The organism is Pseudomonas fluorescens (assembly GCF_012974785.1).
Taxonomy (GTDB): domain Bacteria; phylum Pseudomonadota; class Gammaproteobacteria; order Pseudomonadales; family Pseudomonadaceae; genus Aquipseudomonas; species Aquipseudomonas fluorescens_BT.
On record NZ_CP027561.1, the window covers coordinates 3183970 to 3208171 of the forward strand.

At 53.2% G+C, this 24202-nt stretch carries 16 protein-coding genes and 3 pseudogenes; 12 read left to right on the forward strand and 7 right to left on the reverse strand.

Translation table 11 applies throughout. The features are described from left to right. Positions 1–621: 621 nt before the first annotated feature. A pseudogene (locus C6Y56_RS29565) lies at positions 622–1251 on the forward strand (PAS domain-containing protein); the annotation flags it as partial. Between the two features lie 159 nt (positions 1252–1410). Beyond that, positions 1411–1887, forward strand: a pseudogene (locus tag C6Y56_RS29570) (methyl-accepting chemotaxis protein); the annotation flags it as partial. 183 nt (positions 1888–2070) lie between these two features. On the opposite strand, the gene C6Y56_RS14200 reads toward C6Y56_RS29570, so the two are convergent. Then, positions 2071–3624 carry a sensor domain-containing diguanylate cyclase gene (locus tag C6Y56_RS14200; RefSeq protein WP_249314283.1) on the reverse strand — a complete coding sequence of 518 codons (1554 nt, stop codon included), beginning with the start codon at positions 3622–3624 and terminating at the stop codon, positions 2071–2073. 607 nt (positions 3625–4231) lie between these two features. On the opposite strand from C6Y56_RS14200, the gene C6Y56_RS14205 reads away from it, so the two are divergent. From C6Y56_RS14205 to C6Y56_RS14225, 5 genes and pseudogenes are all read left to right on the forward strand, one after another. Beyond that, the gene (locus C6Y56_RS14205; protein ID WP_169432642.1) at positions 4232–6292 is read left to right on the forward strand and encodes an ATP-binding cassette domain-containing protein; all 2061 of its coding nucleotides are present in this window, start codon (positions 4232–4234) and stop codon (positions 6290–6292) included. An 87-nt stretch (positions 6293–6379) separates the two neighbouring features. Then, the gene (locus C6Y56_RS14210; protein WP_249314438.1) at positions 6380–7357 is read left to right on the forward strand and encodes a glycine betaine ABC transporter substrate-binding protein; all 978 of its coding nucleotides are present in this window, start codon (positions 6380–6382) and stop codon (positions 7355–7357) included. Beyond that, positions 7354–8278 (forward strand): annotated as a pseudogene (locus tag C6Y56_RS14215) (homocysteine S-methyltransferase family protein). Before C6Y56_RS14210 ends, C6Y56_RS14215 begins: the two are co-directional and overlap by 4 nt. Next, complete coding sequence (msrA, locus tag C6Y56_RS14220) at positions 8271–8738, forward strand: peptide-methionine (S)-S-oxide reductase MsrA (RefSeq protein WP_169430424.1); 468 nt, start codon at positions 8271–8273, stop codon at positions 8736–8738. Before C6Y56_RS14215 ends, msrA begins: the two are co-directional and overlap by 8 nt. A gap of 517 nt (positions 8739–9255) precedes the next feature. Continuing rightward, positions 9256–9720, forward strand: a complete 465-nt coding sequence (locus tag C6Y56_RS14225; RefSeq protein WP_169430425.1) for a GNAT family N-acetyltransferase — start codon at positions 9256–9258, stop codon at positions 9718–9720. Between the two features lie 25 nt (positions 9721–9745). Here the strand turns inward: C6Y56_RS14225 and C6Y56_RS14230 are convergent, their stop codons facing one another. The 3 genes from C6Y56_RS14230 to C6Y56_RS14240 form a co-directional block, all read right to left on the reverse strand. After that, positions 9746–10156, reverse strand: coding sequence for a hypothetical protein (locus tag C6Y56_RS14230; RefSeq protein WP_134786387.1), 411 nt, complete (start codon positions 10154–10156; stop codon positions 9746–9748). Between the two features lie 105 nt (positions 10157–10261). Beyond that, positions 10262–13786: a transporter substrate-binding domain-containing protein gene (locus C6Y56_RS14235; RefSeq protein WP_169430426.1), complete on the reverse strand. Its 3525-nt coding sequence runs from the start codon at positions 13784–13786 to the stop codon at positions 10262–10264. A gap of 111 nt (positions 13787–13897) precedes the next feature. Further along, on the reverse strand, positions 13898–14512 hold the full coding sequence (locus C6Y56_RS14240; protein ID WP_085703082.1) for a response regulator transcription factor: 615 nt from the start codon (positions 14510–14512) through the stop codon (positions 13898–13900). A gap of 336 nt (positions 14513–14848) precedes the next feature. On the opposite strand from C6Y56_RS14240, the gene C6Y56_RS14245 reads away from it, so the two are divergent. The 5 genes from C6Y56_RS14245 to C6Y56_RS14265 all read left to right on the forward strand — a co-directional run bounded on the left by C6Y56_RS14245 (position 14849) and on the right by C6Y56_RS14265 (position 20665). Further along, the gene (locus C6Y56_RS14245; protein ID WP_169430427.1) at positions 14849–15721 is read left to right on the forward strand and encodes an EAL domain-containing protein; all 873 of its coding nucleotides are present in this window, start codon (positions 14849–14851) and stop codon (positions 15719–15721) included. Positions 15722–15834: 113 nt separating this feature from the next. Continuing rightward, complete coding sequence (locus C6Y56_RS14250) at positions 15835–16437, forward strand: fimbrial protein (RefSeq protein WP_169430428.1); 603 nt, start codon at positions 15835–15837, stop codon at positions 16435–16437. A gap of 52 nt (positions 16438–16489) precedes the next feature. Next, positions 16490–17185: a fimbrial biogenesis chaperone gene (locus C6Y56_RS14255; RefSeq protein WP_169430429.1), complete on the forward strand. Its 696-nt coding sequence runs from the start codon at positions 16490–16492 to the stop codon at positions 17183–17185. Continuing rightward, the gene (locus C6Y56_RS14260) at positions 17163–19697 is read left to right on the forward strand and encodes a fimbria/pilus outer membrane usher protein (protein ID WP_212633383.1); all 2535 of its coding nucleotides are present in this window, start codon (positions 17163–17165) and stop codon (positions 19695–19697) included. The genes C6Y56_RS14255 and C6Y56_RS14260 overlap by 23 nt, the downstream gene beginning before the upstream one ends. Positions 19698–19711: 14 nt before the next feature. Beyond that, positions 19712–20665 carry a hypothetical protein gene (locus C6Y56_RS14265; RefSeq protein ID WP_169430430.1) on the forward strand — a complete coding sequence of 318 codons (954 nt, stop codon included), beginning with the start codon at positions 19712–19714 and terminating at the stop codon, positions 20663–20665. Positions 20666–20954: 289 nt separating this feature from the next. Here the strand turns inward: C6Y56_RS14265 and C6Y56_RS14270 are convergent, their stop codons facing one another. From C6Y56_RS14270 to C6Y56_RS14280, 3 genes are all read right to left on the reverse strand, one after another. Next, complete coding sequence (locus C6Y56_RS14270; RefSeq protein WP_249314440.1) at positions 20955–22148, reverse strand: OprD family porin; 1194 nt, start codon at positions 22146–22148, stop codon at positions 20955–20957. A 142-nt stretch (positions 22149–22290) separates the two neighbouring features. Then, positions 22291–23673 (reverse strand): tripartite tricarboxylate transporter permease, encoded by a 1383-nt coding sequence (locus C6Y56_RS14275; RefSeq protein ID WP_169430432.1) that lies wholly within the window; start codon positions 23671–23673, stop codon positions 22291–22293. After that, complete coding sequence (locus C6Y56_RS14280; RefSeq protein WP_169430433.1) at positions 23673–24155, reverse strand: hypothetical protein; 483 nt, start codon at positions 24153–24155, stop codon at positions 23673–23675. The genes C6Y56_RS14275 and C6Y56_RS14280 overlap by 1 nt, the downstream gene beginning before the upstream one ends. Positions 24156–24202: the final 47 nt, after the last annotated feature.

A 24202-nucleotide genomic window follows, 5' to 3' on the forward strand; every position in this document is an offset into this window, starting at 1 on the left:
TGTGGTTTGAATAAGCTAGCAAAAGTGCCCAACCGAAATATGCCGTTCTTGAAATCGGCAAGGGATAATCTGCTGTATCTCAGGGGCTGACGTTGTCTCTGTGCGATCGGGCTTTTCAGAGGCATGCGTCCGGCCAAGTCATCTACCCGACCCCGCAAAGCCAGGACATGGTGTGCACTTTAATTTAAGTGGGCACCCGTTCCAGCCTTTTAAGCGGGTATTTCCATGCAGCGTGTTCGGTGCGGCGAAGCCGCACTGCGTCTATCTGTTTGCCAATCGCCGCGCGACCCGAGTCAAAGTGGGCGTCTGGCTGGCGGCACGCGCCTGCCGACGCAGCGGGTGAGTGAAATTGATCAGTTGCTGCCGCATAAGTGGCAACCGGTTTCATCGGTGTGCGGCATGAGCGCTTATACAAAATAAGCAATTTATTGACGTCAAATCATAGTTGTGTGTAGCACTATTCATTTGCCAGATTGCCCGCCGATACCTACTTAAGTCGAATCCGTTGAAGGTCACTCCGAGGGTAAGTCCATGTTCAATAAATCACTTAAAGATGAACTACAGGCCAGGAAGGCCGAAGTCTTGGGCTATAAGGGATTGATCGAAGCACTGGGCCGCTCCATGGCGGTAGTCGAGTTTGACCTGGACGGCAAGGTGTTGCGAGCCAACGATAATTTTCTCGCCACCATGGGCTATAGCGCTGAGCAATTGCTCATGAAATCGCATCGGGAATTCTGCTCCTCTGCGCTAACTAACAGTGCGGAGTACAGCCAATTTTGGTCGCAACTGCGTGCTGGCAAGTTCGTGTCGGGTACTTTCCAGCGAATCAACTCGATGGGACAGAATGTCTGGCTTGAAGCCAGTTACAACCCTGTGATCGACGAGCGAGGCCAAGTTATTACGATCGTCAAGTATGCCCTGGACGTGACTGAAAAAGTCGTTCAAGAAGCGCTGAATCGGGGCAAGCTTGCCGCACTGGATCGCGCCATGGCCGTGATTGAGTTTGACCTCAGTGGCAATATCCTCTCGGCCAACGACAATTTTCTACACACCATGGGCTATGCCCTAAACGAGCTCAAGGGTAAGCACCACCGGCTCTTTTGCGAGGCAAGCCTGATAAATGGAAGCGACTACAGCGACTTCTGGCGTCGATTGAATGCAGGTGAGTTTTTCAGTGGTCAGTTCAAACGTATCGGCAAACACGGACGAGTGGTCTGGCTGGAAGCGACTTATAACCCTGTGTATGACGCTACTGGCAAATTGTCGAAGATCGTCAAGTTCGCCAGTGATATCACCGAGCGCATCGAGCGCTTTGAAGAGGATTCGCGCGGCGCTTCCCGGGCGTACCATATTTCCGCCGAGACCGAGAAAGTCGCCGAACAGGGCGCCCAAGTCATTCAGGAAACAGCTCGAGAGATGCGCCAGATTGCCGAAAACATTGGCGCGTCGGCGAGGCTGGTTGGTCAGTTGGGCGACCGTTCCGAACAGATCACGGCCATCGTCAATACTATTCGCGGTATCGCTGATCAAACCAATCTGCTCGCCCTTAACGCCGCCATTGAAGCGGCCCGAGCGGGCGATCAGGGCCGAGGCTTTGCGGTAGTGGCCGACGAAGTTCGGCAACTGGCGGGGCGCACCAGCCGGTCGACTGCGGAAATTGCCGAAATGATCGGCAAGATCCTTTCTGAAACCCGTGATGCCGTCGCCAGCATGAACGCAACTCAAGAGAGCGCACAACGCGGCGTCGGTCTGGCCGATCAGGCTGGCTCGGTGATCCTGCAGATTCGTAGCGGCACCAGCGACGCCGTCGAGGCGGTGAGCATGTTCGCCTCCAAACTCGACGAGTCAGAAGTGATTCCCAAAACCGCCGTCAGTTGGGTCGGGTAAAAGGCTACAACTGGTGCGCACTTGATTTAAGTGCGCACCCTGTCTTGGCTTTTTGTGCATCTGGGTAGATGACTTGGCCAGACACTTTCAGAGCCGATAGCTAACGCCCGGAGCCGCTCAGTCAATGTCTTTTTGTGGCGGGGAATGACAACCTTTTGTCCTGACAACTCAATAGCCAGTTTGCTACGGATTCGCCAGTTGGACCTGATCACGACCACTTGATTTAGCTTTGTACATGGCGCTATCGGCACGCCGAATGAAGTCGTCAAACGATTCCGATGGCGCCCACGTTGCAACGCCGAAGCTACAAGTGACCTTTCCTGCCTCGTCAAATGGGAGGGTGCTTATCAGCACTCTTAGCTTTTCTGCCAGCAGGCTCGTATCGTTCGATTCGCTGTCCGGGCAGATCAATGCGAACTCTTCTCCACCCGTTCTGCACAGCAAATCGGTTTTGCGTGTTGCCGAACGTATTCGTGCGCACAACGACTTGAGAACGTTATCCCCACATTGATGCCCCCAGTGGTCATTGATGCATTTGAAGTGATCGACGTCGAACAGGATCAGCGATAGAGGCTTGTCGTGCTTGTCAGCCTCGATGAGCAGGCGCTCCATCAAATCTTCGAAATGCCGGCGGTTATAGACACCGGTCAGGTGGTCGGTAATGTTCAATAAACGCAAGTCTTGCGTGCGCTCATCAACCAGCGAGAGGGCGCGGGCGCGCTGTGTGATCAGCAAGTACACCATCAAGGTCAGCAGCAGCGTCAATCCTACTCCGAATAATGCAATCAAACTGACGGACAGGGCGTTGCTGTTGGCGACCAGAAAAGTCGAGCTGGGTCGAAACTGGATCAGGTAATTCTGATCGGCCACTTTCAACAGCCGTTGTGTGTACAGCTCTGAAGGGGCAGCAGGGGCCTGGCTCTGATAAATGGTTTCCCCTTGATGCTGCGTGTCGATCAGTGAAAGTCTCACGTTCAGCCGTTGCAGACTGGGTAATGGGATGCCCTGTTCCATCAAAGACGCCAAGCGTACGGTGGAGACAACGAAACCCTGCAAACCATCATCCTTGGCTGGAACCTCAAGGTAGTTCTGGAATACGGGGGCGACGAAGAAAATCCCGGACTGCCCATTAGTCATTTTCAATGGTTCCGACACGACTATTTGATTTGTTTCTCGCGCCTTGCTCATCAAGGCCTGGCGACCCGGACGAGCCATGACATCCATGCCAGGAACGATCTTCACGTCATCGCGCTTCAACAGGTAGAGCAATATCCAGTGTTCCGGCCTGCTGGAGAGGGGAATTTTTTCGCCGGTGACTGGATCAATTTCATGATATGAAAAATCACTTGTACCGTTGAGGAGCGCCTTGGCGCGAAACGACTGTAGATCCTTCTCGAGAATCCTCGGTACCCAGCTATAGGCTTCGTCCTCTCCAACTAGAGGCGTGACGAATCCCAGAAACTCCTTTTCAGTGACATCGTCGGCATTGATAAAGAAATGCTTCACAACGTCCAGCTTCAAGACCTGCGTATTGAAGCGTCGTTGCAGGCGACTGAATCGTTCGTCGACCTCCAGTTGGAACGCAACGTTGACGGTGCGCTGCTCCGACCCAACGAAAAGAATCAGTACCAAGACCGTGACGGCGACACCCGCCAGGAACACCAGAGCGCAAAGGCTCACATCTGTTGCTTTGAATGCGTTCTGACGAGAAAACATCATTTCCTGTTCCTTGCTCATCGCCAAAATCGACGCACGGTCATTCAGTATTCTTTCGAGTTATCGGCACTTGCAACGACATCTTTACAGGCTATGCGAGCCGGATACTTGCCTACTCAATCTTCAGGTTTGGGTCCGTAGCCGTTAGCGAAATCATCAACAAGGTGAAGCTGGTATGGGGTGAGCGTCCGCTACATACGCGCCGGTGCGACCTGCTGGTTGTCGACAATACCTGACGTCAGCCCGTCGATGAGTCGATCAAGCGTTGACCGGCACGGCTTTGGGCCTGCGATACAGGATCGTTGTCGGTGTGCAGCACGTCCAGCCGTCGGCACGCAGCAAAGCCAGATCGCTTTGAAAAGCACCTCCGGAAAACTGGGTGGGAAGGCCTAAGCTCATTCCAAAAAGATATTTATTTAATCTTTTTAAGATCGTTTAGCTTTTAACAAAGGAAACGTGCAGCGCCTCGCTAGCGGCGTTTTTTTTGCCTCCGGCCGACCCTGTCCGCAGTCATTGCCTGAGGCTCCTGTCCATTTTTTTACCCTGAACGGCCATATATCTGGCCGTCAGCGGTTCGTCGCCCGGAGCCCTCGTGACACTTATTCAAACCTCTTTGGCAACGGTACAGATCGACTTGCCTGAACGATTGGCCCCACCCATCGACGATAGCGCCGAGGAGGGCGATGTTGTCCTCGAACTGCGAGGCGTCACTAAAGCTTATCTGCGCAAAGGCGGATCGCCGTTGCCGGCTGTCAACCATGTCAGCTTGAAGGTTCGGCGCGGCGAAGTGCTGTGCCTGATGGGCACCTCCGGCAGCGGCAAATCGACCTTGCTTCGCCATATCAATCGTTTGATCGAACCCACCAGCGGTGAGGTCTTGATTGAAGGTCAGGCTATCAGCGGCTTGAGCCACAAAGCGTTGCGGGATTTGCGCTCGCGGCGAATCGGCATGGTGTTCCAGCATTTTGGTCTTTTGCCCCATCGCACGGTGCTGGACAACGTTGCGCTGCCTCTGGAGTTGCGCGGCGAATCCGAGGCCGTCCGGCACGCAGCGGCCACCCGACAGTTACAGGCGATGGGCCTGGAGGGATGGGGCGAGCATTATCCTCACGAGTTGTCCGGCGGTATGCAGCAACGGGTCGGTCTTGCGCGGGCATTGGTGACTGATCCGGATATTCTCCTGATGGACGAGCCTTTCAGCGCACTGGATCCGACCATCCGGCGAGACCTGCAAAGCCACTTTCTGGCGCTGGTACGCGAGCGCGGGATCACCACGTTGCTGGTCACTCACGATCCTGCCGAAGCGGTACGTCTCGCTGACCGGATAGCGGTATTGCGTCAGGGACGTCTGGTGCAGTCGGGCACCCCGAAACAGCTGCTCGAGACGCCGGCCGATGCTGAGGTCGCGGATTTTTTCCGCGATTGCCTTCCAGCCGCACCGGTATTGCACGATGCCGGTGGCGCGGTACGTCAGGTTCCCGAAACGGCACCGAAGGAGCAAGCGGTTCAGCCGGGCTTGCGCGGCTGGCAAGCCCTGTTGCTCGGGCCGGCAGCGCTGGCGGCGCGGGGCAGAGGCGGGTTGTTCTGGCTCGGGTTCGCCGCAGAACTCGCGGCCCTGGCCACTGCGGTGCAAGGCATTGCGAGCGCATCCTGGATATCGGTCGTGGTGGGATTGGCCGTGCTGGCGGCCAGTCGTTTCACCGCGTATTCGCTGAGCCGTCAACCGGTGCGGCGCGCCGTTTCGAGTTGGGCGTTGCCGCTGGCGGTGCTGCTGGTCAGTCAGGCATTGGTGATCTGGCGCGTGTTGACGCCCGATACCACCCAGGCGTTCTTGCAGTTCCCGGCCAGCCGCCAGGCGCTGTTACTGACTGCACAGAGCCTGGATGATTTTATTGGTTGGTCACAGGTGACATTCGAGAGCGCTTTTGTCGGCGTGATCGTTGCGGTTCGCACGGTCATTGAAGGGATCGAAAACCTGCTCGGTTGGCTGCCTTGGCCGGTTTGTGCGTTGGCGCTGATATTGCTGGCCTGGCGCTCGGCGGGCCTGGCCCTGGCGCTCACCAGCAGCGCAGCGTTGTTGTATATCGGCCTGTTCGGGTTTTGGGAGCGGACGATTGCCACCCTGGCGCTGGTTGGTTCTTCGGTATTGATCGCACTGGTGATCGGCGTACCCACCGGCATTCTGCTGGCGAAGCGGCCGTTTGCCCGCAAGCTGCTCACGCCCTTGCTGGATGTCATGCAGACCCTGCCGACCTTTGTCTACCTGATTCCCGCTGTGGCGTTCTTCTCCGTGGGCAAGACCCCGGCGGTCATTGCGACGGTGATTTTCGCCCTGGCACCGATGATTCGTCTGACGTCCCTGGGCATTCAGGAAGTCCCGAAGGATGCCGTGGAAGCGGCAATCGCCCACGGAGCAAACCCCTGGCAAACCCTGGTGAAGGTGCAACTGCCGCTGGCGCGACGATCCCTGTTGCTGGGGATCAATCAGACCATTGTCATGAGCCTGTCGATGGTGGTGGTTGCTGCCCTGATCGGCGCTGGAGGGTTGGGTTACGACGTCATGACGGCGTTGCGCAATATCAAGGGCGGCGAGGGCGTGCTGGCCGGCGTGGCGATCGTGCTGTGTGCATTGATTCCCGATCGAATCATTCAATCGAGCTTGCGCAAGCAAGACCATCTGCATAACTGAACTGTGAGACTTATCGTGACAAAACATCTATTGCGTAACCTGAGTGCGGCCGCAGTGCTGGCTTCCCTGATCGTGCCGGCCAGCGTGATGGCCAAGGACAAAATTGTCATTGGCGAACAGAACTGGACGGGAGCCATCGCCATTCAACACATTCTAGGTGAGGTGATCAAAACCCGTCTGGACGGTGATGTGTCGTATCTGGCCGGGGACGTGCCGGTGCTGTTCAGTGCGGCGGCCAAGGGCGACGGTTCTGTGGATGTGCTGACTGACATCTGGCTGCCCAATCAGTCCGCGGCTTGGGCCAAGTACGTCACGGGAGGCACCCGCTCACTGGTACCCAATGCTCATCCTTATACCGGCGAACAAGGCTTCTACATTCCCGGTTATCTGCAAGACAAGTACGGCGTCAAATCGATCTACGACCTGAAAAAACCGGAAGTGGCCAAGCTCTTCGAGCCAGTGGGCGGCGGCAAGGCCGAACTGCTGGTGGGGCCGGCGGGCTGGGAGTCGACGTATATCGGCCAGATCAAGGCCAAGGATTACGGCTTCGCCGATAAATTCGAATCCGTGTCGACGGAAGCCTCGGTGACCTACGCCAAACTGGCCTCGGCTTACAAGGCGCAACGCGGCGTGGTGTTCTACGCCTACACCCCTGACTGGATTTTCTCGGCCTATGATCTGCGTCGCCTGGAAGAACCCGCGTTCGATGGCTACGCCCAGGACAACAAAAAAGAAGATCCTCTCTACAAGGCGGATGGCTGCTGGAAATTCGTCAGCCCGACCGTCGATCCCGACTGGCTGAACAAGAGCCACATCACCTGCGCCTTCCCGGATGCCAAGGTGTACGTCCTGGCTTCCACCGCACTGCAAAAGCGCGCGCCGAAAATTGCCGAGTTTCTGCACAATTTCGCCATCGACCCGGCACAGTTGAACGGACTGATCCAGAAGATCGAAAAGGAAAAACAGCCAGCAGACGTCGCCGCCAAGGCTTGGGTCCAAGCCAACCCTTCTACTGTTGACCAGTGGTTTGTATCGCAGGCGCCGCAAGTGAGTTCAACCCAATGACCAGAGCGAACGTACGTGTACTCGATGGTGGCATGGGACGCGAGTTGAAGCGAATCGGCGCGCCGTTCCGTCAACCGGAATGGTCGGCCCTCGCGCTGATCGAAGCGCCCGAGTATGTGCTGCAGGCGCATCAGGCGTTCGTGACAGCGGGCGCTCGGATCATCACCACCAATAGCTATGCGGTGGTGCCTTTTCATATTGGCGACGAGCGATTTGCCAAGCAGGGAAGAGCGCTGGCTGAGCGTGCCGGACGGCTGGCGCGGCAGGCCGCCGACGAAAGTACCGATGCGGTCACCGTGGCCGGGTCGTTGCCGCCGGCGTTGGGGTCGTACCGGCCGGATCTGTTCGATCATCAGCGTTCAGTAGCGATCCACCGCGAACTCATTGCCGGATTGCGAACGCACGTCGATGTGTGGCTGGCCGAAACGCAAAGCTCCATTGCTGAAGTGCGGGCGGTGGTCGAAGCCCTCGGAACGGATCCCGCGCCACTCTGGGTGTCATTCACGCTGTTGGATGAAGAGGGCCGGGAACCGCGATTACGCTCAAACGAGGCCGTTGCCGATGCGGTTCGCGTGGCGGCTGAGCTGGGGGCCAAGGCGGTGCTCTTCAATTGCAGCCAGCCGGAAGTGATGGCCGCGGCCTTGATTGAGGCACGCGCTGTGATTGAAAACCTGGATCATCCTGTCGAACTGGGGGTTTATGCCAATGCTTTCCCCCTGTCAGTGCCAAAGCCGAGGCCAATAGCGATTTGTTGGACATTCGGCGCGATCTGGGCCCGAGTCCTACCTGGACTGGTCGAAGTCATGGGTTGCCGCAGGGGCCAGCATTGTCGGCGGATGCTGTGGGATCGGCCCGGAGCATATCGCCCAGTTGCATTTGCACCTGCAATATCTAAAGGGGGAGGAGGCCGCGCATGAGTGATGTTCCAGGCGACGTTCTGCCAGAGCAGGCGACATTGGGTGCCGGCTGTTTCTGGGGGGCGGAAGCCTCATTCCGGGCATTGCCGGGTGTGCTCGACACACGCGTCGGGTTTGCGCGGTCAGACCTGAGCGACGCCACCCTGATCGAAGTCGTGCAAGTCGACTTCGATCCCCGACTCATTTCCTACAGCCGTCTGGTCGAACACTTCTGGACACTGCACGATCCCACGTCAGTCGACCGACAGGGTGCGGACGTCGGGGCGAAATACCGTTCCGCGCTGTTCTTCAACAGTGCCGAGCAGGCCAGACTGGCGCTTGTCGCCAGGCAGCAGCTGGATGCCAGTGGCCAGTTGGGCAAGCCAGTGGCTACGGTGATCCTGCCACTGGGTGAATTTCAAAAGGCGGATGAAGAACATCAGCGCTACCTTGAAAAACACGGTGGCAGCGCCTGTTCCATTTGATGCATATGCAACGCCTTTGACGTCCTGGATCGCTCGCAGGTGCGCCGCAGCCGTGTTGCACGCACGGTGCCTGAGTTCAAGTTGGACGTAGATGAATGGAATGATTAAGGGCAACGGCGCGGCGTTACCAACTTGCACCAGCAGCGGTACACGCTGACCTGAAGAGAAACGGCACTGAATCAGCTTCAACGGCAGCCCCTCATTGAATGACTCGCCATGAACACGAAGGACATGGCCCGTTGAGAGAGTGGACGCCAGAAGGGGGTTGTCGAATCAGCGCCTTAGGCAACTCATGAACATCTACGACATGACCTGTCGTTTAACAAGTGGGTGATGTCTGATGTTCATAAGTCTACAAGAAGCCTATCAGAGCTAGCTAAGCGGTCGATGAGTAGAAGGGTATGTTCATCGATGTATGTTCATAGTTGCTAGGCCGACACGGTGAGTGAGCTGTTTCCCTTCTCTGGTGCAGCCTGTAGCCTAGGCTTTTCCCTTTGACTAAACCTCATGGATGCTTATGAAAATTCGCCGTTTCTCGCCAGGAGATGAGGCCGCGTTGTTTCGTGTCTTCTTCTCGAGCATTCATCAACTCGCAGCGGTTGATTACACTCAACATCAAATTGATGCTTGGGCACCAGAAGACATTGACCCGCAGTACTGGACGACACGGATGCGAACAATCAATCCGTTTGTCGCTGAACACAACGGCGAAATAGTGGGCTATGCCGATATTCAGTCCAATGGTTACATCGACCATTTTTTTGTTTCCGGTGCCCATGCTCGTCAAGGCATCGGCACTCTTCTTATGGGTCGTATCCTCGACGAAGCGAATATGCTGGGAATTCGAGAACTCACTTCAGACGTCAGTCGCACCGCTGAGATCTTCTTTGAGCGTCACGGTTTTCATGTAGTGGAGAGAAAGCTCTCGGTCACCCGCGGTGTGTCGTTGCCGAATGCGCTGATGCGTAAAGAGCTGAAGTGAAAGGTGAGTTCGACCGACTTAGAACCTAGAGTGCTGTAGCGCGAGGGTTTCCGGCTGGGGTCGGTTTTATGATCCTTTGCAAATCTTCGCCTCGGACGGGTAGTTGCAATATACGAAGTGAGGGTAGTGAGCGTTTTTTGGCCCACTCGGCAAGGTGACGGCGCTCCTGAAAGTTCACATCCGAGGTGAGAATGATCAGGTTTATCGCGCGATACCAAGCAAGGGATTTCAGGCAATCGCTGTCCCTGCGAACTTCAAAATTGTCGAAGATCAACGTTTCGAATCGATCTCCAGCTTCGAGCAGTTCTACAACCTCTTTTGCAGTGCTACGAAGCGTAATGTTGAAAATCCCCAGGCGGTTAAGCAAGCGTGTGAACTCCAGCATCTCGCCAAAACGCTTTCCTATCACGACGACTCTCTCTTGAGTTCTCTGCATCGCTACGTCTCCAAAAAATCGCAAAAGCCTATGCAATTGATTGAGGGTTGTGCACAAGAAAAATCTTGCCTGGGGTCGGGTATATTCTCGAATATGCTCTGGGGCTCACGAATCCGTCGAGGCCAGAAAGTTATTCAAATCGCTGAGCAGGTTCTCAACGGATTGATACAGTTCATCAACGACTTTCGCAAACTCCGTACTATCAGGCCCTGAACAGGCAAGTTGCAATTGATCACAGGCGTTGATCACGCGGTTAGCCATTATGATTCTTGCTACCCCCTTCACGCGGTGGGCCAGGTCATATAAGCCGATATGATCGTCCAGGGCGAACAACCTGAGAATATGCCGTAAATCTTCCTCGCTCTCGCGGATGATGTCGTGTAGCAATTTAGTCATGAGCTCGGCATCATGACTTGCGAGTTGTGTCAGGTTGGCAATGTTAAAGCTCGTCTGTTGTTGCGAAGATTCGCTTTCTGAGTCACGTGCATCAACCGGCGTTGCCAGGTGTTGCAGGCGTTTTGCCAAATCATCCAAGCTGACAGGCTTGAACAAACAGTCATCCATTCCTGCTGCCTTGCACATTTCCACTTCACGCGCCTGAGCATTTGCGGTAAAGCCTAAGATAAGGCAAGGGGCTCTAGCTGACGTTTTCTCCACGTGACGGATTTTTTTGGCCAGGTCGTAGCCGTTCAGAATGGGCATATTGCAGTCAGTGAACACGACGTCGAACCCGCCTGCATTCCAGGCGCGGAATCCACTGATACCATCAACTTCATCGGCCACCTGATGGCCGAGATAGATGAGTTGTTGGGTCAGCAACAAGCGATTGGCCGGATGATCATCCACCACCAGGATCTTCAGTTCGCGACTCATGGGCATTTCGAGGATGCTGACCGCGTTACGGAGCTCGGGTGGTGCAAATTCCACATTAAGAGTTAACTCAACCTCCGTACCTTTTCCAAAGACACTCCGAAGATTCAAGGTTCCACCCATCATCGAAGACAGTGCCTTGCTGATATTCAATCCCAATCCTGACCCAACCGAAAGTGAAGCGCTATCAGTACCCACTTGGCTAAAAGGCGTAAACAGCTTTGGTATATCTTCGGCCTTAATTCCCACGCCGGTATCGCGGACACAGACGTTTAACGCCAAGTGGCTGGTACTCCATCGATGAGCGCTGACATCGACGGTGACATTACCCTGCGAGGTGAACTTGATCGCATTACTCAGCAAATTGGAAAGTATCTGTTTGAAACGAAGTGGATCGATAAACACCTCGCATTCAGCCAACGCATCAACCTTGACGTCAATACTGAGCCCTTTCTGCCGAGCGAGACTGTGAAAAACGCGCGTGGTCGAAATGATAAGATCCTTCAACGCCACACGCTCAGGTGCGAGTGTCAGATGCCCCGACTCGACGCGTATGATGTCTAATGTATTCCCGATGATACCCACAAGGTTCTTCGAAGAGTCGTAAGCGACCTCGATTGCCAGTCGATCAAGTACCCCCTGCCGGGCTTTGATCATGGCAAGTTCCAACATACCCACGACAGCGTTCATCGGCGTCCTGATTTCATGGCTTATGGTTGCTACAAATTTTGTTTTGGCTTGACTGGCGCTATCGGCCTCATGTTTCGCTTCTATGAGTTTTAATAGCAACGCTTCACGCTCTGTGACATCCACCCACCCACCAATAACACCTTTGATTACGCCATCATCATCCTGGTAAGGCACAACCCAATGGAAGGCGGTAATAGAACGACCTCCAGGGAGATAAAGCTTCATGTCCTCCGAGTATTGTTCGCCCCTCGCCATCACATGCAGGTATCTATTCTGAAAGACATTTGCATACTCTGGCGGTATGAATGAGTAGTCGGTCAGGAGCGTCCCCGTTACGTCGCTCGATGATAGTCCTGTTTCTGCCAGATAACGCTGATTGCAGGTGATCAAACGTGCAGCTTGATCCCTCACATATATGGGATGCGGGAGACTATTAATAAGAGTCTCCATGAACTTCATTTGATCTCGCAGCGCTTTTTCAGCGATGACTCTCTGGTTGATGAGATGCCGAAGGTACAGGATCCAGACGATGGCGACCGCGAGAAGAAGAACGGCCGACACTATCCCTCGGTAGTAGACACTGCGTGCAGCGACCAGCTCGGTTTTATCGACAGCCACGTCGCCGCCCCAACGACTCGCCAACGCTCTCAGCTGTTCCGGATTAAGCGATGCGACCGCAGCATCGATAATAGAATATAAAAGCTTATTCTCAGGACGTGTCCCCATTGCAAAGTGAGAAAATTTGCCATCCACGACATTGACTATGCGCAAATTATCCCTCTGATTTTTCGCAAGCGCATACTTGGCCGTTGCAAAATTCCCGATGCTGGCATCCACTTGGCCTGTTCTGAGTAAGTGGAGCGATGTATAAATGCCATCGGAGGGCACCTGTATTATGTCCGGATATTCTCGCCTTAGATAATCCACAAAATCGAGATTGGTAGTGTCGAAAGCAACGCGATGTCCTGCCAGATCAGAAATTTGTGTGATCCACATATCCGACGCGCGCGAAATCAGAACTCTCGGAGTCGAGAGAAACGCGCGGGTGTAAATGATTTCAGCATCGGGTCGGATACCGGACAAATTAAGTACGATATCGACCTCACCATTCGCGAGCTTCGTTCTGACCTCTTCTGCTGAGGAGCACTCTATAATTTTAAAATGTAAACCCGTGATCTCGCTTACGTATTCAAGAACATCAGCAGCTATACCCCGGTAAGCATAGTTTTGATCGTTAAAGGAGATGGGCGGATAATCGGTGACGAGACCAATTTTGACTGGGGAGTTTTCAGTGATCCAGTGGCGCTGGGTGGGTGTCAAATTCAGCTCAGAGAGGGGCGGGGGGTAGAGCGAGGTACCGGTCCAGCGCTGTATGATGCCTGCTTGTTTCTCTTGGTTAACCGCCGACAATACCAAGTTGACCGCGCGCTGCAGATGTTGATCGGATCGCCGAAACCTGAAGCGCTTCATACTCGACATCTCTTCAATCGGACTTAAATACAAACCAGAAAAAAAATTGGCATTGATCACATGTGCCGCATCCAGGGCACCACCCACAAAGCCATCTACTAAATCGAATTTGACAGCCGCAATCGCTTCCAGGGAGGTCGGGTAATTTGTAATTGTAACGTTAGGGTATGACTTGTGCAGAGCCTCCAGTCCAGTTGAAGACGTCACCGCAGATAAATGAAGCACCCGCTGCGAAGGGTTGAGGGGGAAAGCTTTCTGTCGAGTCACGATCACGCTGGGATCCACCCAATAAGAGGACGATTCAATAAATGACTCCTCAGAAGTATGTCTCGTTCCCGGGGGAGCCAACATGTCAACTTCACCGTTAAGTAACGCGGTTTCCGCCGAAGCTTCATCAACATATCGCCGGACGCGAATCTCCACACCCAGCGCGTCGGAAATCAGTTCAAGGTAATCAGCGGTAATTCCGCTGTATTCACCTTTTAACGTTCTGATTTCCAAGGGAGGGGCTCCCGCAAGGGACGTACCAAACGTGATAATTTTTTTTTGCTGTAACCAGCTCTTATTGGGAAAATTATCGGATTGGATAAGTGGCATCATGTGCGACCGCCCGTTCAGCGGTAACGACTCGATTACAGCGGCTGCCGAAAATGAATCTAATGTCAAGCTCCAGATCGCCAACACGCAAAGCAATTCTGTCCGGTACTTCATTTATATAAGGTTGTTTCGTTTGGCGAAGTCGGCAAGATAGACGACCGAGCGTACTTGGAGTTTTTCGGCAAGTCGGGTTTTATACGTACTAACTGTCTTGTTGCTCAATAGCATAGCCTCGCCGATTTCTTTATTGCTAAAGCCACGAGCCAATTGCTGCAAAATAGCGAGCTCACGGTTCGAGAGATTCTGGATCATCAACTGTTCGGATTTCTCTGTGTCCGTACGGCACACCGAACTTGTTGGCAACTCGGGGAAGAAGGGATAGCCACTCATGATGGCTCTGACGGCTCTGCGCAGCTCCGCAAAGTCGCCGGTTTTACACACATACCCGGCGGCACCTGCTTGCATGCAACGGCGAGCGAAAAAGTTTGGCTCTTGAGACGTAAAGATCAAAACCTTGGTCGTCAGCCCATAAGTACCTATACGCGTCAGAACCTCCAAGCCATCAAGCATTGGCATTGCGATGTCCAGTATCAGTAACTGCGGGGCATGCGTGCGTACCATCTGTACCGCCTCAGCACCATCGCCGGTTTCAGCGACAATATCAAAATTTTCTTCCTTCAAGAGCATCCGTACACCAACACGGATAATAGGGTGATCGTCCACAATCATCGCTTTCACATCGACACCTCTGTAACACCAAACCTTGAATAGCTCAGGCTGTCACCAAGAGCAGATCAAGGATAGGTCAGATTCGAGCAGCGGTAATGTAGGAAATTTCTTACGACACGCCAGCCTCCATCTGTGGTGTGCGATCTAGCTTGTCTGTGGACTGCCCCCGCGTTCCAGGATGCTGGCTAGCAACGATGCTGGCATGAAAAGAAATAGATCGCCGCATTCTCCACGATTCGCCACTTGGGAAATTTCCTACAGATACCACAGCTGATCCTGCTTACAGTGCCGCCATCACGACTTAACCACTCCTTCTATATAGGGATTTGAAATACCGTGAAGCGTCAATTCCCAACATACCTCGAAAGCGAATCTGGAGTCAGAGCTGCAGCAGCAAGCACTGCCCACTCTCAGCTACATCTTGTGGCTGATATCAAACGAGGTTTGGAGTCACAGGAATTTAAAGCCTTTATACAGCCCAAGATTCATCTGCTTGATCGCCAGGTCGCGGGCGGCGAGTTGTTGGCGCGCTGGAACCATCCTGTCAGGGGAGTTTTGCCAGCAGGGGAGTTTATCCCAGCGATGGTGCAGCACGGGCTGATCGACTCACTGCTCTGGATATTATTCAGACAGGGGTTGGCACTTCAGAGACAGCTGACGCAAATGGATGCTCTAGTGCCTCTTTCATTGAATTTACATCCAGTGCAACTAGCGAACAAAAATTTGGTAGAGAGGTTAATTGAAGAAATAGAAAGAAATAACGTAAGGCACAACAGCATTGTTTTTGAAATTTTGGAGTCCGCGACGCTCCCCGGTAGTTCCGCCGCTTACGAAAATGCGTTGCATTTAAGACGTGCAGGATGTGGATTGTCATTGGACGATTTTGGCTCAGGGTACTCAACGCTGGAGAGACTTATCGTATTGCCGTTTACCGAGGTGAAGCTCGATCGGGCATTTGTCCAGAGAGTTCCGGATGATTTTCAAGTTGAGGCGATCATCTCCTTCGCACTTGCGCTTACAGAGAAGCTGAGCATGTCAATGGTGGTAGAGGGCGTCGAAACTGGCACGCAATGTCAGCGTTTGATTCAGCTCGGTGTGCAATATGCACAAGGTTTCTTCTTTGCACGCTCTATGCCTTCGGAAGTATTTGTTGAATATTGCGGTAAATTCGGAAGGGGCGTCTCCAGCGCCCGTACTCGGTTGTTTTGAGAGGAATATGCAGAGGTTATTTTTAATCGCCTTGTTACCAAGCGCGAACAAATCAAAATTAATCGCACGACATTCATGGCTTCCTAAAATCTACTAATGCAATTGGAAATCTTATGAAACAATACATTAAAACGTTCGCGGCCGTATCGGCTGTTATTGCTAGTGTCCACTCCGTAGCTGCCACAAACGTGTCAGGTGGCGTGATCTCTTTTAACGGCATGATCACCGACACCACTTGCACAATCAATGGTGGCAAGAGTGCCGACTTCACTGTCGCACTTGCACCTATCACGGTGGCAGAGGCTGGGACGACAATAGGTCCAATCTTGAAGAACAAGAAGTCATTTTCAATGACCTTTTCGGGCTGTAATGCGGCCAGCAGTTCCGCGACTACGCCAGCTGCGCCGACCACGCCACTGATGATGTACTTTTCGTCAGCGGATAATATCTCCACCGATGGAAAATATCTGCTGAATAACTCGGTTAACGAGAGTGACGCGGCGGTTGCCAAAAACGTTGGCTTTTCTCTGGGCTTACCTGGAACGCAAACACCTGTGCAACTGAATACGCCGTTTAATACCGGGATCATCGGTGCAAAGAAGTCGCCCGATTCAGACACCCTAGTGTTCGACGCTTACTATTACAAGACAAACACGGCTGCTGCAAGGGTAGGGTCAATAAGCTCTAGTTTGATATATACCATTTCGTATCTCTGATACGTCCTTCGAAGCTCCAGGCCGCTACAGCAGGCCTGGTTTGAGGCATACGATGTTTAAGTTACTGATATTGGGGTGTTTCGTCTTGGGCTCCGCCTGTGCCCAAGCAAACATAATTTTGAATGGTACGCGAATTATTTACCATGAAAGTAAGGGATTTAAAACCGTACAACTGACGAGCACGGGGGCGGATGCTTCTTTAGTTCAGGCCTGGATTGATGATGGAGATGTCAACTCTACGCCTGAAACAGCGCAGGTACCGTTTTTGTTATCCCCTCCCATCGTCAAAGTGCTCGGCCACGGCGGGCAGCAACTCAGGATCGAAAAAACTGACCAACCGGTAGCCGGCGATCGTGAAAGTGTATTTTATTTGAATGTTCTAGAAATACCTGCATTTCCGGAACACTTGCAAGGGCAAAATACGCTGCAACTAGCCCTTAGAACACGCGTCAAGCTTTTTTTTCGCCCTAGCGCTCTGAAGTCGCTCCCTGGCTTCAGTAATGAAAACATCAGAATTATGGCACGCGGCACGGGTGTGTCTGTTTTCAATGACAACGCCTATCACTTGACGATTGTGCGAATTGCGGAAAAAAACTCGAGCGTTGAAATCGCGGGGTCCAACATGATTGCTCCTTATTCTTCATTGGACATACCAGGCAATACTAAGCTTGAGCCTGGTACTCAATATATTTTGACTTATGTTGACGACCTGGGTGCATACCGAGATGAAGTGGTCACATTGCGCTAAATCGATTTCTCAGGTAGAAACAATAAAGACTTTCGCTTGTTTTAGCGTACTAATGAGCGTCTCAACGGTGATGCATGAAGCGCGCGCGGAGTTGTTTGACACTTCGCTTCTGGCCGGCAGGTCGAAAGAATCAGATCTCTCCAGATTTTTGAGTAATGTTGAACTGCCTGCTGGCCGACATAAATTGGATGTTTATGTAAATGATCTATGGAAAGGCCGATTTAAGGTGTTGCTTGGTAGTACGCGAGAGGATGTTAAAATCGCCTCAACCGCTATTTCAGAACTGGGGCTGCAAACCTCCTGGGTGTCACCCGCTGCGGATTCCGATAATTGGATTCCGGTCCAATACATTTCAGAGGGGGCTACTTTTGTCTTGGATATCAGCACACAGAGCCTTCGCGTGAGTGTCCCTCAGGCCTATGTACGACGTACTGATGAAAGCTACATTGATCCGCAGTTCTGGGATCCTGGACTGCCTGCATTGATCCTTGGCTACAATGCTGTTTATAACCGGCTGGAAGCCCAAAGTACAAATGTCGCCACCAATGACTTTTACTCAGGCCTGAATCTAGGTGTAAATATCGGCGGGTGGCAGTTTAGAGAGCTTGGCTCGGCAAGTAAGCGGTCCGACGAGCGGATCCAGTACCAGTCGAATCTCCGTTATGCGCAAAATAATATTGCGTCACTGAAGTCCGTGGTAAGAGTCGGTGAGTTTTATTCCGGCGGGGAATTATTTGAATCTGTTAAAACCAAAGGCGTCGGTTTGTCTTCGGACATCAACATGCTTCCTAATTCAATGCAAGCATTTTCTCCAGTGGTCCGAGGAACCGCCAGAACCAATGCACTGGTGATAGTGAAGCAGAACGGTAGCATCATCTATCAGGAAAACGTACCGCCAGGTCCCTTCGTGATTGATGCATTACCGCAGACCGGTTCGGCGGGGGATCTCACAGTGATTGTTCAAGAGGCTAGCGGAGAGGTCACTTCATTCACAATACCTTTTTCGTCTGTTCCAAGCATGCTGAAAGCTGGTGTCAGTAAATACGCTTTAACATTGGGCTCAGCAGTACAACCTAATACGAACTATACCCCGGATTTTTTTCAGGCTACCTGGCAACGAGGGCTTGATAATCGCGCGACGGGTTACCTCGGAAGTACAATGAGCCCCGAATATCAAGCGTACCTGATCGGCGGCGCCTTTAATTTGCCAGTGGGTGCTCTGTCTCTGGACGTTACCCATGCACGCACGGATCTAAAAGAGCGAAATTTCACCGGTCAGAGTATTCGAATCACCTACAGTAAACTACTCGATGCCACTGCCACAAATTTTACGCTAGGCGCTTTTCGGTACTCAAGTGCAAATTTCTATACGTTCGATGATGCCATTTATGCGAAAGAAAATAATTTCAGCAAAAATCGAAAAAAATACCAGAATCGATTTGACATACATCAGACCGAAGACACTTCTGTTATTGACATGAAGACCTGGGATTCGTTAACCGGTGCACGGCCGCGTAACAATTTCAGCCTCAATATTAGTCAACGCCTGCCCGGCGAATGGGGGTCTGTATATTTCGCAGGCGTGCAACGAGATTACTGGGGCTCCAACAAAAAAAGTCGGGAGTACCAGTTTGGCTTTTCAAAATCGTTTAACCAGGTATCCATTAGTCTGTCCGTCAACAAGGTTCGTGATTCACATGGGCATGAGCAGACGCGGTCGTATATTGGTTTTACTATTCCATTCGAGATGTTCTCCAATCGTGCAACCCTCGCCAGTAGTGTTTCATTTGCCGAATCACGTTATTCGCAAAGCAATACGAGTGTCAGCGGTAGCGCCCTGCAATCTCAACGACTTAGTTATAGTGTGGCGGCGAGTCACGACCCTGAGAACCGTGCCATCAGTGTGGGCAGCACTTACCGCGCCAACAACGTCACCGTCGGGGGGACCCTCGGTGAAGCATCCGATTACCGACAGTTTGGCTTGGACGCACGCGGCACGGTGGTCATGATTCCAGGAAAAATTCTGGCATCCAATGATATGGGTAATACGATGCTAGTTGTCGAAGCTCCCAAGGCCAAGGGAATGGTTGTCAATGGTGATGCCAGTGTCGTTACCGATGAAGATGGTTACGCGCTTGTACCTTACGCAAGCCCGTACCGCACAAATTCAATCATGCTGTCCGAGGGAGCTAATACCTCGGGAGGGAGAGTCATAGGCAACGTTGCTCACAGCGTGCCGTTTGCCGACGCAGTGGCAAAGGTCACATTCAAAACTGACTTGCGTCAGGCGTTGAACTTTCGTGCTTTACATGCAAATGGTTCCCCGTTGCCCTTCGGCGCCGAGGTGCTGGATCAAGCCGGGAACTCTATCGGCTATGTTGGCCAAGCTAGTACGTTATATATAAATTATGACAAACGACCATCACAGCTAACAGTGCGTATGCATGACAGTGTCTGCGCTATAAACCTGCCGGATGTACTCGCGCCTCGAGCGTCCGTTTCGTGTCGATAAGTGGAGACGTGCTGATGTCTGTTTGGTCAACAACCAAGTTGTTTTTTGCTGTTTTGTTATTGAACCTTATTTTCAACTATGCCGCCAATGCAACGTGCTATGATGATATTACATCCCGAGGCCCTGATATTGTGCTGGATCTTTCGGAGCGCTTAAAAAAGGATATTTCCCCAACGTGGACGACGACAGTTTATACTAATTTTACGAATCGGCCGTTTAGTTGTTCTGGAGGCGAACAACTAAAGTATCAATCTGCTCTTAAAAAATCTGGCGGGGTATTAATCGGATTTCACAATGGCGCCTATTGGATTCGGGTAGAAATAATCTCGATGCCGGAATCCATACCCATGAAATCGGGTTCACATCGAGGCGCCGAGGTGAATACGGCCATTACGATGCGATTTACCTTGGAAAACGTGACTGGACCTGACGAGACAAAATTTGGCAGTAGCGTGGCGCTGCTCAAAAATTTCGTAAATGTCGTCGACGACTCAAACATGGGTTTGCTTGAATGGATTGGTTCAATTTTCAGCTCGGCGTACTATCTGGTGGCCGGAGCGCCCGATTGGAAAAGAAATATGTTCACTCAAAACTTGGCATTGATCTACACGCCCACCTATACCACTTGCAAGTTGGACAACCCCGGGCTAACCGTCAGTCTTCCAGAGGTCGGCATTTCAAGCCTTACCGCAGGTTCGCGGATTGGCTATACTCCATTTAATTTAAACTTTAGCTGTGACAACCTCCGGGGAATGGGTTCTCGGACCGCATGGTTGACATTTTCCTCTCTAGTACTGACTTGGGCACTCGGGATACCTATCTGGTTGATCAACGCCCCTTGCAGCGCAAGGAGTCGGAATCATGCTGGTTGCTGCAAACAACCCATCGGCGCCCGTGATATTTTCACGATCATCGATGGCACGCGGACGAGCGACTTCGATTCACAGATTGCAACCCGGTATTTATAGCCCCGATCTCTTTAGCGTCTCACTGGGTGCGTTCTACTTCCCGTTTGCTCCAGACAAAGTGACTGTCGGCCCCATCAAAGCATCTGCCACCGTCAATATTACTTACCAGTAGGAAGGCAAGCCTGACCATGCTCTGGAGAAATCCTGAAAAAGTCCTGATTTGACAAAATAACCGGACACCAATCGCTGAGCTTTTCAATGAAGAAGCATTTAAGCAATGGCGTCAGAACCACCTATCGATGTGTTCGGAATTAGTCGACTTATTAAAATGGGGCTCCGAAACCGGCTCCTACAGTAACGACAGTGGATAGCTGACAATCAAGCGGTTTTCATCAAACTCCAGGGAGCTGTAATCCCTGCGCAAAGTGGAGTTGCGCCACCGCACACTGAGGTTCTTGGCCAGTCCAGTTTGCACCACATACGCCAGTTCCGATTCACGGCCCCATTCCTTGCCATCGCTCACGGTACCGACGTGGGCGTTGCTGCCGCTGATGTAGCGGGTCATCAATGTGAGGCCCGGCAGGCCCAGATCCACGCAGTCATGGTCATAACGCACCTGCCAGGAGCGCTCTTGTGCCGCGTCATAACTGGAGTTGTAGCTGTCGTTCGCCAAGCTGGTGCCCGCGGTGCCATTCACTCGCATCCAAGCGTTATCCCCGAACATCCGTTGTCCGCCGAGATAAAACGTGTGGGCACCAATTTTCGCCGACAGCATGGCCGACCATGCCCGGTTTTCCAGATCTCCGGCCAGGGCCTTACCGTTTTCTTTGCCCGTGAAATAACCCAGGTTAGCCCCCAGCACCCAGTTGCCTGCCTGTTGGCTGTGGGTCAAGTTGAAATAGCGTTGCTGGTAGATATCAACCAACTCCGAATACCAGACGCCCGCTTGGGTGTTTTTCTCGTTGAACTGGTATTCGACGCCGCCGAAGTTGAAGCGGTCCGAGGTTACCTTCGCACGGCCAGCCATAAACATGGCTTCCATGCTTGCGTCATTACGTGGACTGTTGGCGCGGAATTGACCGCCATACAAGGTCAGGCCGTTGAGTTCGCGAGACGTCAATTGCGCCCCGCGAAAGGTCTGGGTCAGCGAGCGTCCATCGTCGGAACGCAACACCGGCAAGACTGGCGCCCATTCGCCGGCCCTGAATTCGGTGCTGGAGATTTTCGCTTTCAATGCCACTCCGAACCGGCCAAAATCATCCGCCGGGCGACCTTTATCATGTACCGGCAGCAATTGAGTGTTGCCAGTGCCCTTGCCCCCGTCGAGTTTCACCGAATACAGGCCCAGCACATCCAGGCCGAAGCCAATGGTGCCCGAGGTGAAACCCGAGCGTGCATCGAGGATGGAACTCTGAGTCCACTCTTCGGCCTTGGCTTGGGAATAATTGCGATCGACAAAGTTGCGATTGATATAAAAGTTGCGCAGGTTCAGCGAGGCCTTGGCATCGTCAATAAAACCTTCGGCGTGGCCGTCGGCGGACAAAACCAGGCAAACCAACAGGGCAGGGGTGGAACGGGAAAGGATTTTCACTGTTGTTATTCCTTTTTAGCAGGCAACACTCTCCCGTCGCGGATAACACAGCTATCTGCGGGGAAAACGTCTTGGATGTTTTATGTGGGCGGAACTAGCCCACGAGCGCAATGATCGCCGGAACGCTAAGGACCGCCGTGTAATACCCCATGAACTGCACACCGGTGTTGAAGCCGAGGAAGCGCGCAAGGAAACCGCCGAGCAAACCCACCGTGACAATCACCAATAGGCCCAGCAAACCTCCCTCCCATATGCCAATCACGAGCACCAGGCCGATAAAGGTCGAGATCACTGCTTCATGACTGATATTGCGCACCACGAAAGCCGCGGCGCCGTGGGCAAAATTCATAGTGAACGGATAGGCCACGAGAATCGCCACGACCACTGCAAGCATGCCGTAACCAAGAAAATCCATGGTGCTGAGCAGATTGTGCAGGTTGTTGACTTCGCCGGTGGCGTTGTCCACCCAAAAGCGTGGCGGTGCGTTGAACAGCGGCGCTGCAGGGCCAGCAGCCACCGGACTCAAGGGCAACCCGAAGGCGATCAGCGGGATCAGCGTTTCGGCGATGTAGGTAGACTCAGTGACACCATTTCGCGCGGTGATGACCGTTGTCAGGCGGTCGTATGCCTGCTTGATTCGCGCACCAATCACTTCGCCCATGATCACGGTCATTGCTACCGGGCTGAACACGAAGGTCGCGCTCGACACACTTGCCGCCATGGCCGTGATCTTCATCTGACGCGGGTTGATGACCTTGAGCGGATTGGGAAAGTAACCTTTCCAACCCTTAACGTCCGGCGCCAGGGAAAAAAACCGGTATTCACTGCGGCGCATGCGCTCGCGCTCAGCCGGTGCCAACAGGGAAAACAGCGAAACAATCAGCGGCGCCACGGCAATACCAAGGAAATAGCTAACTGACAACTTCACCCCGTAGTGGCCGGTCAAGACCTGCAAGGCGACAATTACCATGACAAACGGTATCAGCGCGAGTACGGAGGCCCAGCGCCCCGCCGAGAAGTAAGCGATAGCCAGCGCCGCGCAGAGGAACACCCAAGGCGCGAATTGCTTGATCACCTCACCAAACGGCGCCAGTAATACCGCGAACAGAACCGACAGTGGCACCGCGATCAGCGCGGCCACGGCGCCACCAGTGATCATTTTGCGCAGGGCGATATGTGGCACGCCGAGTTTGCGCAAGTAGTTTGCGTCGCCCAGCAAGGCGGTGGCCACTGTATCACCGGGAATTCCCAACAAAGCTGTGGGCACTGCGTGGGTCATATGCTTGGCAACCGCGCCGGCGAGGAAGAAGGTCAAGACCCCGGCAGGCGGTGCGCCAAGTAACACCACCAGCATCGTCAGGGGGGCGAGGGTCGAGGTTTCGTCTGTGCCCGAGACCAGGCCGATAGCGGAAAAAACCACGGCGCCCAACAAGCCTAGAGCAAACGCCATCATCACTTCATGCATGAGCATTTCCATCAGCCACGCCCTCCACTCAGACTGGAGGTACTGTGGGTTGCCAGTCGATGCGTATTTTCTTCCCGCGCCTGGGCCTCACGGAGCAGGTCATACAGTCCCAGCTCACGCAGTTCTGCGATCACTTCGGCGGACAAGTCTTCAAGCCGACCGAGGCTGCCGTACTCCTTGAGCAGATCAACCACCACTTGCTCGCGAAAAGCAGGATCGGCGGCGTGCTCCTGCACATCGCGTTTGGGCACAAACAATCTGGCACAGATCGCGCCGGCTAACAGGCAACCGAATACGCCCACAAGCATGGCGTATGTCTTGGCCATCTGTGCTGACTCGACAATAGGATGCAGCAAGTGGTGCGCGATGCAGTAGGCACCCAGGCTGACAACCGCACCGATGCCGATGGCACCTGCCAAGTGTCGGCTATCGACAGTGTCGCCCCATACCTCGTAGAGGTTTTGCTTTGCAGGCGGTGAAAGAGAATGCTTCATGGTGCCCTCCGGCCCTTGCGGGCTTGTTGTTTTTGTTGAGGCTGGTA